This is a genomic window from Burkholderia sp. WAC0059 (assembly GCF_002870125.1).
Taxonomy (GTDB): domain Bacteria; phylum Pseudomonadota; class Gammaproteobacteria; order Burkholderiales; family Burkholderiaceae; genus Paraburkholderia.
Genome location: NZ_PNEO01000012.1, coordinates 46,282 through 58,740, shown reverse-complemented (window position 1 = coordinate 58,740; position 12,459 = coordinate 46,282). Strand labels below are relative to the sequence as shown.

The 12,459-nt window shown below is 60.5% G+C and carries 1 protein-coding gene; it reads left to right on the top strand.

What is annotated here, in order from left to right:
• The first annotated feature begins 41 nt into the window (after window positions 1-41).
• Window positions 42-12,458: a filamentous haemagglutinin family protein gene (locus CY652_RS13775; RefSeq protein WP_258002316.1), complete on the top strand. Its 12,417-nt coding sequence runs from the start codon at window positions 42-44 to the stop codon at window positions 12,456-12,458.
• The last annotated feature ends 1 nt before the right edge of the window (window position 12,459 follow it).

Genomic DNA, 12,459 nt, shown 5'->3' with positions numbered 1-12,459 from the left:
CCTCCGTTACTACCTCCCGCATCGCCAATCTGGGAGTTGGTGTGTCACCGACTCAGGCGTTGCAGGCCAGCCAGCCATCGATCCGCAACCTGGCGACGGCGGCACAGGGCATTGCTCAGCAGATCGCGGCGCAGCAGGCAGCCGCTGCCGCCGCTGCTGCAACGCCATCGAATGTCCCCAACGGCCTGACTCCGGGTGGTCTGCAGGTGGCGTCCGGCATCACCTTCGCGAGGGACGGCAACGGCAATCTCGTCAGCCAGAACACAGACACGGGCACCCAGGGCAGCACCACGGACCCGGGCAACCCGCTTTTGTGGATCAACGCGTACGGGCCGCAGCAGAGCGTGGACGGCAGCGGTCATGTCACGGTCGACGTCAAGCAGACCGCGCAGAACGCGGTGCTGACGTGGCAGACGATGAACGTGGGCCGTCAGACGACACTCAATTTCGACCAGTCGGGCGGCACGCAGACGAACGGGGCGAACAGCTGGATCGTGCTGAACCGCATCGTCGATCCGTCGGGCGCGCCGAGCCAGATCCTCGGCAATGTCCAGGCACAGGGCACGGTGCTGGTGATCAACCGCAACGGCATCCTGTTCGGCGCGGGCTCGCAGGTCAACGTGCATTCGCTGCTGGCGTCGTCATTGGATCTGCTGAACATGGATGATGACGATCCGTCCGGTCAGACGACAGGACAGGGTATTGACTCGACTCCGTTCGTGACCGGTAACCTCGCGCAGAGCGCCGAGGAAATCGCCGAGAGCAACCGGCAGTTCCTGAGCCTGCCCGCCGGTACGGCCGATGGCGGGCTGGCCGCGCTGGAGGCGGGGACCTCGACGACCACCGGATCAAGTACCGGTCTGCCCAACGAAGTGCTGGGTCTCGGTAACAAGGTCGCCGTCAGCTCGACGAGTCAGCTCCAGACGCCGGGGAACATCACGATCGAGGCCGGCGCATCGATTACGACAACGGCGGATACGTCCGCAAGCAATGGCGGCTTCGTCCTGATCGCTGCGCCGAACGTGACGAACGCGGGCAACATCACCGTCGCCCCGACCGGGCAGGTGGTGCTGGCGGCCGGCGTCGGCGTGGGTCTGCTCGCGTCATCGGGCAATCCCCAGACGCTGTATCCCGAACTGACGGGCGCGATCGGGCTGGTGACGGGCTCGACGACGACGGACATTACACCGGCCGGTACCCTGATCAATACCGGGCTGGTTCAGGCAGATCGCGGCGAAATCAGTCTGCTGGGCAGTACCGTGCAGCAGAACGGGGTCATCGGGGTCACGACGAGCGTCAACACGCCGGGCACGATCACGATCTCGACGGTCGACGAGTACATCTCCAACACGCCGACGGGTGCGGCCTATCCGGGTGCGGCGGTGGTGACGTTGGGTAACGGGAGCCCCAATCCCGGCAACGTCACGAACCGGGCCGGCGCGCTTTCGTTCGGACCGGGCTCGGTCACCGCCGTGCTGCCGGACGATGACGGAGAGACGGCGACGTCTTCCACCGGGCAGACGACCTTCACGCCCGGCAGCGTGACGGTGACGGCCGGCTCGGTCTGGTTCCAGTCGGGCGCGCTCGTCGAGGCGCCCGGCGCGACCGTGCAGGTCGCTGCCCTGACGCCGTCCGTCGCGGGTGACGCCACACCGCCGGGTGATACCGCGGTGCAGGGCCGCATCTATGTCGACAGTGGTGCAACGATCGACGTGTCAGGCCTGGCCGATGTCGAACTGCCGATCTCCGACATCCTGCTGACGATCCCGACGATCACGGAGAACGAACTAGCGGATTCGCCGCTGCTGCGCGACACGTTCCTGAACGGCCTGAAAGGTGTCACCGTCGACAGTACGCTCTCTGGAACGGATAGCGACGGTGTCGAGTGGGTGGGGAGCCCCATCCTGAATCTGGCGGGCGACATCAGCCTGATGCCGCGCACCGTCGACCAGCTTATGACCAACGGCGGCACGATCACACTGTCGGGTAACGAGGTCATGACCGCGAGCGGGTCCCTGCTGAACCTCAACGGTGGTTACATCCACTATCTCGGTGGTACGGTCGATACCACGCGGCTGGTCGATGCGGATGGCGCTATCGTACCGATCGGAGAAGCCAGTCCCTACGACACCTATGTGGGGGTGGCGGGCGAGTTCACCGAGACGTCGTCGCGCTGGGGCATCACGAATACCTGGCTCAATCCGCTTCTGACGGGCGGGGTGTATGAAAGCGATTACATTGTCGGCGGCAATGCCGGCACGCTGAACGTCTTTGCCTCGTCCGCGATGGTGCTCGACGGCACGATTACGGCGCAGGCGTTTGACGGCGAGAAACAGGTACAGGGCAACGATCTGCCGACGGGGGGTACGTTCAATCTGGGCGGCTCGGCACTTGTGGACCTGACCCAGGGGCCCAACACCATTACGACGGGTGAAACAGGGACGGTGATTCTCCAGGACGAGGCACCGCAGCTGAGCAGTCTCGGAGAGAATTTCGGCGCGACCACGTCCATCGATACGGCGGCGTTGTCGGATCTTTCCAGCACCGATCCTGGCAATGTGCTTGCGACCACGGTCGTACCTGTGGATACGCTGAACAGCGGCGGCTTCGCGAATGTCAGCGTCACGACTAACGCGGGGAACAGCGGCGGCGGTATCGTCGTGGCGCAGGGGACCCGCCTGGAGGCGCAGCCCGGCGGATCGATTGCCCTGACGAGCCCGGATGGAGATGTCACGATTCTTGGCAGCCTGATTGCGCCTTCGGGGACGATTTCGGTTTCAAGTGGGGGTAACCGGGGGACGGTCGGTGGCGGGATCGTTGTCGGTCCCGAGGGTGAGCTGAGTGTGGCGGGTCAGTGGGTCAATAACGATGCCCAGCTTTCGCCAGCTACCACGCAGGGTGACAGCGAATATATCAACGGCGGCACGATTACCCTGTCGACTGCGTTGGCCTCGTCTAAGGGATCGGACAGCTCGGGGTCGATCGATCTCGAGGCCGGCAGCGTGATTGATGTGTCGAGCGGGGGCGAGGTCCAGTCCGACGGTCAACTGCTGGAGAACGACGGGATACCCGAAGGTACCGCAGGAAACCTGTCGCTGACTACGTACAGCACGAATTCCACGGCGCCTTACGGCGACAGTTCGGAAGGTGTGGCAGGTGCGCCCACGGTTCAGCCTGTTTCCGGTCAGATCGTGATGGATGGCACCATCCGCAGCGAGGGTTTCGCCGGTGGCGGAAAGCTGACGTTACAGGCGACGGGTTTTCGGATCGGTGGCGATCCGGCCCAGACGCCGGCCGGCGATCTTTACCTGCCGGCGGATTTTTTCGCGCAGCAGGGCTTCGGCAGCTATCAGCTGAACGCGCTGTACGACGCGACCGTGGCACCGGGTGCGATCGTTACCTTGACCCAGAAGAATCTGATACCGGATGCTGCGCTTCTGCTGGCGCCCACGGGTACCGACATCAGCACCAGCGGCCTGGTCACATCGGGAACGCTGGATGCCTACCATCGGCAGGCTACTGACCTGGTGATCACCGCAGGCGCATACCTCGGGTGGGAGACCGCTTCCGGCGCGCGGCCGGCGTATGCCGGGGTGACCGGGGGGGTAACGCTTGGGGTGGGCGCCCAGATCATCGGTGATGCGGGCGCCAGTATCGGATTGGGATCACCGGCCCAGGTGACGGTGCTGGGTTCGATCATCGCGCCAGGCGGATCCATTACGTTGAGTGCAGACTCGCTGGTGGATGGGTATGCCCTGCCGGGTCAGGAAACCAGCGCGGATATTGATTTTACTGACGGGTTTACCTCTTCGAGCAAGTCGGTCTGGATAGGTTCTGGCGTAGTACTCGATGTCGCGGGTGTGGCCCTGACCGACCCGCAGGCCGCACCGGTCAGGAATGGCCTGAATACCTTTATTCCCGATACTGGCAAGGTGCTGCCGGGTGGCTCGGTCACCATCTCGGACGATTCGGGTTACATCGTGGCACAGTCGGGTTCGCAGATCGACGTGTCGGGAACATCCGCCGTTTTCGATGAGTTACAGTCGTCGGGACTCTATACGCCGCAGCAGGTCTGGAGCAATGCAGGCTCCATCACACTGGGCGCATCGAGCGGTCTGCTCTTTGACGGCACGCTTCAGGCGCAGCCGGGGGCGACGCAGGCGCAGGGAGGAACGCTGACGATCGTGCCGGAAGAGACGGCGGTGGTGAACGCTGCCCAACCCGGGGGCGGGGTTGCGCCGTCGACGAGTCCTGGCGCGCAAATCCTGGTGTTCCAGCAGAGTGGAAGCACGGTACCGGCTGGGCTAACTCCGGGGGCCGATATCACGGCGGCGCTCACCGGCACGGTGGGCGGGGACCCGACCGGCATACTCGATTTTTCGGCGGACCGCCTAACGGGGTCGGGCATCGCAATCCTTGACGTGGCGGAAGAACTTAGCGGCAAAAGCATTCCGGTCGCGTTTACGGGAAACGTGAACCTGACGTTATCTGGAGAGGTTGTCCTGAACACGGCGCAGATTCTGGCCTTGAATGGTAGTCAGACCAGCGCCTTGAGTAACCAGCTCAGCGCTGCCATCAAGGCGGCTACCTCGTCCGGTACACAGAGCGACTTCCTCTCACTGGATACTGCTGGCATCGTTGCCTCCGTGCTGGAAGACGACTCGTCGGGAGCAGAGACGACCGCATCGATCAGCGCGCCGTACGTGGCTGTGATCGGTAATGGTCCGAGGTACCCGATGTCACTTGACCAGGTCGCTTCCGCGAGTATGCTGAACATCAATGCCTCGTTTATCGATCTAGAAAATCAGTTTCAGATTGACAACTTCGGACAATCCACGTTCAGCAGCAGCGGGGATATTCGCCTGACGTCGACCGAGCAGGTCATTTCCGGGTCGGATGCGTTGGCGCCTGGTGAACTATTCAGTTCGGGCAATCTCACGTTTCAGGCCAGCGACCTGTATCCCTCGACAGGCAGCACGTTCATTCTCGATGCGATCGGGCCTGCTGGCTCTGGCGGTACGTCGGCGCCGACGACGATCAGCTTCCTCAGCAATGGTGCGTCCAGCGTACCGTTGTCGGCGGGCGGTTCGCTACTGGTCGATGCGACCGATATTGTGCAGCAGGGTACCGTCCGGGCGCCGTCAGGCAGTCTGATATTCGGTGTGGGTGACCCGACGGACAGCACGGTGGCGGCGGAATTCAGTAACATGCCGCTCGTTGCCACGCAGTCAGTGACGCTGGCTGACGGCAGCGTGACGTCGGTATCGAACGACGGCGCGGTTATCCCGTATGGCACGACGGTGGACGGTGTTGAGTGGCAGTTCAATCCAGTGGCCGGTACCAATGCGGCACCTGACCTGTCGGGGGCGCCGGCGAAATACATCGGCATCAGCGGCAACAATGTCTCGTTGAATTCGGGCGCCACGATCGACCTGTCCGGTGGTGGAGATCTTCAGGCCGAGGAATGGGTGTCCGGCACAGGTGGCACGCGTGATGTGCTGGCGCAGTACAACGTCAGCTACACGAACAGCGCAACCGGGACTGCCGTGCCGACCAACGTCGGAGTTGCCAACGTCTATGCCATTCTTCCGGGCGCGCAGTCTTCCGTCGCGGCCTATGATCCGGTGTTTGCACAGACACTCCAGCCGACGAGCAGCGGTTCGACGATCACCGAAAGTATGGGCGTGGGGCAGGCCGGTCTCGGGAATGCGGTGGGAGAATCTGTCTATCTGTCCGGGGTTGCAGGTCTGCCGGCCGGCTATTACACGCTGCTGCCCGCCAAGTATGCGACGCTGCCGGGGGCCTACCGGGTGACGGTTGCCAGTGCGAGCGGGCTGGTCACGCCAGGTTCGAGCGAAGTGCTCCCTGACGGAACCGTTCTCGCGGCCGGGTACATGGCCAACAGCCTGACCGGGGCACGCAGTGCGACGCCGGTGGAGCTGAATCTCGAGTCCGGTGCGGTCTGGCAGCAGTATTCGCAATACACACTCACCAGCGCGAACAGCTTTTTCCCGTCGCTTGCTGCAAGCGCGGGCGACGTGACGCCGCCGCTGCCGATCGATGGTGGTCAGCTGGTGCTTGCCGCAAACCAGACCCTCGGGCTCGGCGCCACGCTGAGCGCCAGCGCCGCGGACGGCGGCGCGCCTGCCGAGGTCGACATTGCGTCCCAGGCGATCCAGATTGTTGGCAATGGCGAGGCCGCCATGCCGGGATATGTGACTATCAATGCTGAGCAGCTCGACACGCTGGGGGCGGGCAGTCTGCTGATCGGTGGAACCAGGACTGCGACGACCAGTGGTGTCACGATTACGCCGATTGCGAGCAGTGTGGTGCTGTCGAATGATGCGGCGTCGCCGCTGACCGGCCCGGAAATCATGCTGGTTGCGTCGAACGATGTCGACGTGAAGTCCGGCAGCGTGATTGCAGCCGAGGGTGTCTATCCATCCGCCAAGGACGAGCCGATTACCATTGCGGCGAACGCATCGACCGGTGGTACGAGCGACGGCGCATTGCTGCGAGTGTCCGACGGCCAGTATGTGGGCGTGACGAACGCGGGGCAGGTGAATGACACGGGGGTGCTTTCCATCGGTGCTGGAGCTTCGTTGTCGGGCGGGCAGGCGCTGACACTCGATTCGTCCGGAACGATCACAGTCGCGCCTTCGGCCAGCCTGTCGGGGAACGTGATTGCGGCACAGGGCAGTGCGATTACGTTCACGAGCACGGCGGGTGCGGATGCGGCTCAACTGCCAGGTCTGGTGATTGACCCGGCCCTGATGGCCGAGCTCGGGAAGGCGCAGGATGTCATCCTGCGCAGCGCAGGAACGATGTATTTCGACGGTTCACCGGATATTGCGTTCGACCACGACGTGGAGTTGAGTGCCGGGACGTTTGACAGCGACGGTGGTGCGGTCACGATCAGCGCGCCTTATGTGACGTTCGACAATACCCTTGGCGCGTCTGACCCGGCAAGTATCGCCGGCACGGGAACGCTGGTGGTGAATGCCGGCCGGATCGATTTCGGCAACGGTGATGCGACGCTGTCGGGCTTCAGCAATGTGGCGATGAACGCCACGGCGGGCATCGTTTCGGAAGGCACCGGCACCTTTGATTTCGGGACGGCCCCGGTAACGCTGAGTGCCCCGGTCTTCCTGGCGGATACGGCATCGGGAGCGACGGTCAAGACGACCGGCGCGCTGGCTCTGAACGGTGCACAAAGCACGGCCCTGTCGCTGTCTGCGCTGGGTGGAGCATTTTCCTTCGTTGGCGGGACGGTCGATGTCAACGGGGCGTCGATCAGCGCACCGGCGGGCAATGTGAGTTTCGAAGCGACCAGCGGGAATCTGACGGTCAACAGTGGCTCGATCATCAGTACGGCGGGCGTTGCGAAGCAGTTCTACGACATCATCGAGTACGCGCCGGGCGGCGCCATTACGCTGACAGCCGACACCGGGGCGATCACGCTTGCTTCCGGCGCCACGCTTGATTTTGCGGGGGCTGCTGCGGGCGGTGATGCGGGTAGTCTGACAGCTTCGGCTCCCGATCAGACCGTGAGCCTGGCGGGTACGCTCGAGGGTGCCGCTGCCACGGGGTACGCCGGCGGGTCGTTTGCACTCAATACGGGCAGCGCAGTCGATCTGGACAGTCTTGCGCAGACGCTGTCCGCAAGCGGTGTGAACGACGAGATCGTGGTGCAGACTGACAGTGGAAACCTGACGCTGTCCGCGGGCAATACGCTGACGGCCCATGTGGTGTCGCTGACGGCGAACGGCGGTGCGGGAGACGCACTCGATACGGCGAACGGCAACGTCAACATCGACGGGACGATCGACGCATCGGGCATTGCAGGGGGCGAGATTGACCTGTATGGCAAGAGCGGCGTTAATCTCCAGGGCTCGCTGATCGCGACGGGTTCGAGCGCGACGGAGCAGGGTGGCGCGGTCAATATCGGAACGTCGGGCAATGGCAGTACGACGAGCCTGAACTCCACGTATGGCTACGAAAACGTGACGCCGTCCGGTTCAGGTGCGATCACGGTGGGTAACAGCGCCGTGATCGACGTGTCAGGCGGCACGGCCGGTGGCCTGTCGGGCGGAACGGTGTCGTTCCGTGCGCCGATTCTGACGGACGGAACGGTGGACGTTTCCATTGCGCCGGGGGCGCAGATCAAGGGCTCGCGTGCGACGACGCTCGATGCGTATGCCGTGTGGAGTACGGATGATCAGAGCACGAATGCTGCGCAGCACTTTGACGGAATCGTCGATCCGGCCGGGTGGTACGACAACAGCGGCAATTTGCTCTCCGGCACGTTCACCTCGCAGAGTGGAGCGACGATCTATTACACGGCAGCGGACGGCAGCACGCCTGCGAGTCTGTCGAACGATCCGGGCGCTACGCCGGACCAGATCACTGCAGATCTGGCTGCCGATCTCGAGAACGACTACTTCACGCCCACCACGGCGAATACGGACCACGAGACGTTCTACGGCTACGCGGGAGGGAGTTCAGCCAGTGGCGCCGGCACGTTGATGGGGTATGTGGAACACGGTGTGCAGAGTGTCGCGAACCAGTTTGCGGGTACGGCCATCCAGAATTTCGCCGTGGTGCCGGCGATTGATCTCGATAACCCGGATCCGAAGATCAACGACGGCAATATCTCGATCCTGACGAACTGGAATCTCGGCGCAGGCACATCGGAGAGTGATCTCGCCTACCGCTTCGATGGTCAGGCTCCGGTCATTACCTTCCGTGCAGAAAACAATGTACTGGTGAAGGCGAGTCTGACGGATGGATTTTTTCAGATCGCTAATCCAATAAGTTCATTGAAAACAATTACGATTACTGCTCCACCGGCAGCAACTTATCAAGAGGCGTACAAAGCGTTTTATTATAATACCGATTGGCCTCTTAAGGGATATTTTGCATCCTACGGTATTGATATCGGGCCGGAGTATAAATCAACTTTTGCAGGATTTTGGGATACAGATAAAAAATCTTTTGATGATTTTGTGCAGGCGCCGGCACAGGAAAGTCAGTTTGCCGGTGCGAGCTCAACGGATATTTCTGATTATTATTCTCTATATCAAGAGTATTTTACTTATCTTGATAAAACGGAAGTGGCTTATCTTTTGGGAAGCAATGCTGAAAAAGCATATGGCAGAGCACCGGCGGCTGGGCAGCCACTTTTTACGGTATCAGCACCGACTGCGGCTGAAGAAAATAGCGCAGATTCCGCCAATGCATATCAGGCGTATTTCCAGCAGTATGAAGCATATATAACCGCGCTGCTCGGTTGGCTGAAAACAGTGAGCTCGTCGACCGCCTATCAAATTGTTCCCTTGCAGGCCCCCCCTGAAGTCGCACTGCCGGTTACCGCAGGTGCGACAGTGTCAGTAGGGACATTACCAGTCGATAACAGCCCGTCGCCCGTTGCGACAGCGTCTAATCCATTCCCGTTGCAGTTTGCAACGCTGATGTCGGGCACCAGCTCCACGTTCAACTTGGTATCGGGTGCAAGTCTGGCGTCGGCGGATCCGCTGGCCGTTGAGTCACAGGCCGTATTGGTAGCCGATTCAATCGGGCAATCGGGAGAGCAGGGTAGCGTCATCGTGAGCGGAAACTTTGCGTACGATAATGCAAACAATCCTACTAATGATGCGAATGACATGACGATCCTCGCCCCTACTACGATACGGACGGGAGCAGGAGCGGTTAATATAGCAGCAGCCAATAATATATGGCTATATGATCCGGACGAATCGTCGCTGGTCGAACAGGCGGCTCCGCTATTGCAAAGTACAGTGGGCGTGATCTATACCGCCGGTGTGCCTGCGGCAGGGACATCAGTCGGCAGTACCGCTGCTTTGATTGATGGAAATCCCCAAGGTGGCAAGCCAGACATCCTGACCTCTCCCGTAGTGAGCCCCGACGGCGCTGGAAATATTTCCATCGCCGCGCAGAACGACATTAATGGGTTGGAGAACGTCATTGATGAAACCGGTACAGTGTCGGGCGATCCTGGTGGCGATATCGGGCAGTTATGGACGGCTTGGCTGACGGCAAATAACGTATCCAATTCGGTAGGGCAGGTTATCCAGACCACGATCGATTTTGCCGAATTTGATCAGGGTGTGATGAGTGTCGGTGGGAATGTCTCGGTTGCTGCGGGTCACAATGTGACCGATTTGGAGGTGTCGTTACCGACAACCTCGTATCAGCCCAGTAGCGGAACCGGCATAACTGTCGTTGGGGGGGGGAATCTGACGGTATCTGCGGGGAATGATATCGAGAGCGGTGAATATCTGGTTGCCGAGGGGACCGCAATCCTGAAGGCGGGCGGTCAGATCACGTCGGATGGCGTTGATTACACAAGCATCGACGGTAACCTTCTTGCTCAAGGGAAACCAGCAAATGTTTCGATAGGAGTGGTTCCTACGCTAATTGCCACGATCGACGGATCATTCGACCTTGTCGCGCGCCAAGGGATTGCCATTGGCAGCATATTTGGTCCCGGGTACTTTCCACTCAGTGCCGGAAGCGATGCATCGGCGTCGGCAGTCAATGCGCAGACGACGACCGGGGATGTCGATGTCGGTACCCTGACCGCTTTGCCAGGCGAAGAACAGTTTTCTACTTCTCTTCCGGCCAGTATCAATTTGTTGGCACTGGACGGTGGAATTACGGTCGCATCAGGCGGAGCGCTCGCAGCGTCCCCGGCAAGTGAGCTTAGCGTTGTCGCAGACCGATCGATTAATTTCTCGGGGAATTCTGTTCTCCAGATGGGGGACGAAGATCCGAATTTGATTGATGAGACGGATCCGGTCCGGATATATAGCCTCACCGGGTCGATCATCGACGGGGTTATCCAGCCGTCAGGTGGCTCAGCCGGATTTTACGGCGATCTGCTGGGCATTGATGTCGATAAACCTGCTTTTATCGAAGCCGGGCAGGATATCGTGAACCTGGTCTTTGAAGGGCAAAATCTTCGAGAAGACGATGTCACCCGTATTGTTGCGGGGCGTGATATTGACGATACGCCACTGTCACCCGGGGCAAACAGCCTCATTTTGCCTGAGCTGGTGCTTGGCGGGTCGGGTTATTTCGATGTTGAGGCGGGCCGGAATATTGGTCCGCTGACAAGTGCCGCACAGGCCTATGCATCACTTGGAAACACATATAAAGGTGGCACGTTTGGGATAGAAGCCATAGGTAACACGGATAATTCTTTGCTTCCCCATGAGAGTGCGAATGTGGAGGTCTTATTTGGGGTATCGCCGGGCATAGACGATACGGCGTTCATTTCGAATTACATCGATCCGTCGAGCATTCCCGCTGGTATTTCGAGTGTTACACCGGCACTGGTGGCGTTCATGCAGCAATATGATGCGGGACAGACCTACGATACGGGGCTTGTCGCGAGCCAACCTGCGGTTCAGCCTCTGACTGCAGGGCAGGCGTGGCAGCAATTCCAGGCACTACCAAAATACATTCAGCAATTATTTGTCGAGCGGGTGTTTTTCAGCATCCTGACCGATGTGGGCGATGACTACAACGATGCCTCAAGTCCCTACTATCAGCAGTACGCGCGGGGATACCAGGCGATCAATACGCTGTTCCCTTCATCTCTCGGCTATACGGGCAATGATCTCGGTGGCGGGACGAACGGGGCAAACTCGCTGGTTCAGACAGGTAACCTGGATGTCCGGAACACGACGATCCAGACGCAACAAGGCGGTGACGTATCGATCCTCGGGCCAGGTGGCGATGCACTCGTTGGGAGTTCATCGGCTCCGCCCGAAATTGTCGAGGGCAATGCCGTCATCGTCGGGCCGGGGCAGCAGGGCATTCTGACGATGGAGACGGGCAATATCAACATCTTCACGGATCAAAGTCTGCTGTTAGCGCAAAGCAGGGTATTTACCGAACAGGGTGGCAATATCACCATCTGGAGTTCCAACGGCGATATCAATGCAGGGCAAGGTGCGACATCTTCGGCTGACATTCCTCCTCCCCTCTATGTCTGTGACGCCAACCATTTCTGCACACTAGATGCGAAAGGACAAATCACGGGAGCAGGTATCGGTACCCTCCAGACGATACCGGGCGCGCCGACGGGTGATGCCAACCTGCTTGCGCCGCGCGGAACGGTCGATGCTGGCGCAGCCGGTATTCGTGTGTCTGGTGACCTGAACGTTGCAGCGCTTCAGGTGCTGAACACGGCCAATATACAAGTGCAAGGCAAGGCAACGGGTATTCCGGTTGTAGCGGTAGTTGATACGGGGGCGTTGACCGCGGCTAGTGCCGCGAATTCCGCTGTCACCGAGGTCGCACAGAATCTTGCGAGAAATGTTGCGGCGGGGGCCGGCCGACAATGGCAGATTACAGTCGAGGTGGAAGGATTTGGTGATTCAGATGGAGTGAATGGCGATTCAATGAGCCGTAAGAGAGGGCGGCCAGATTAAT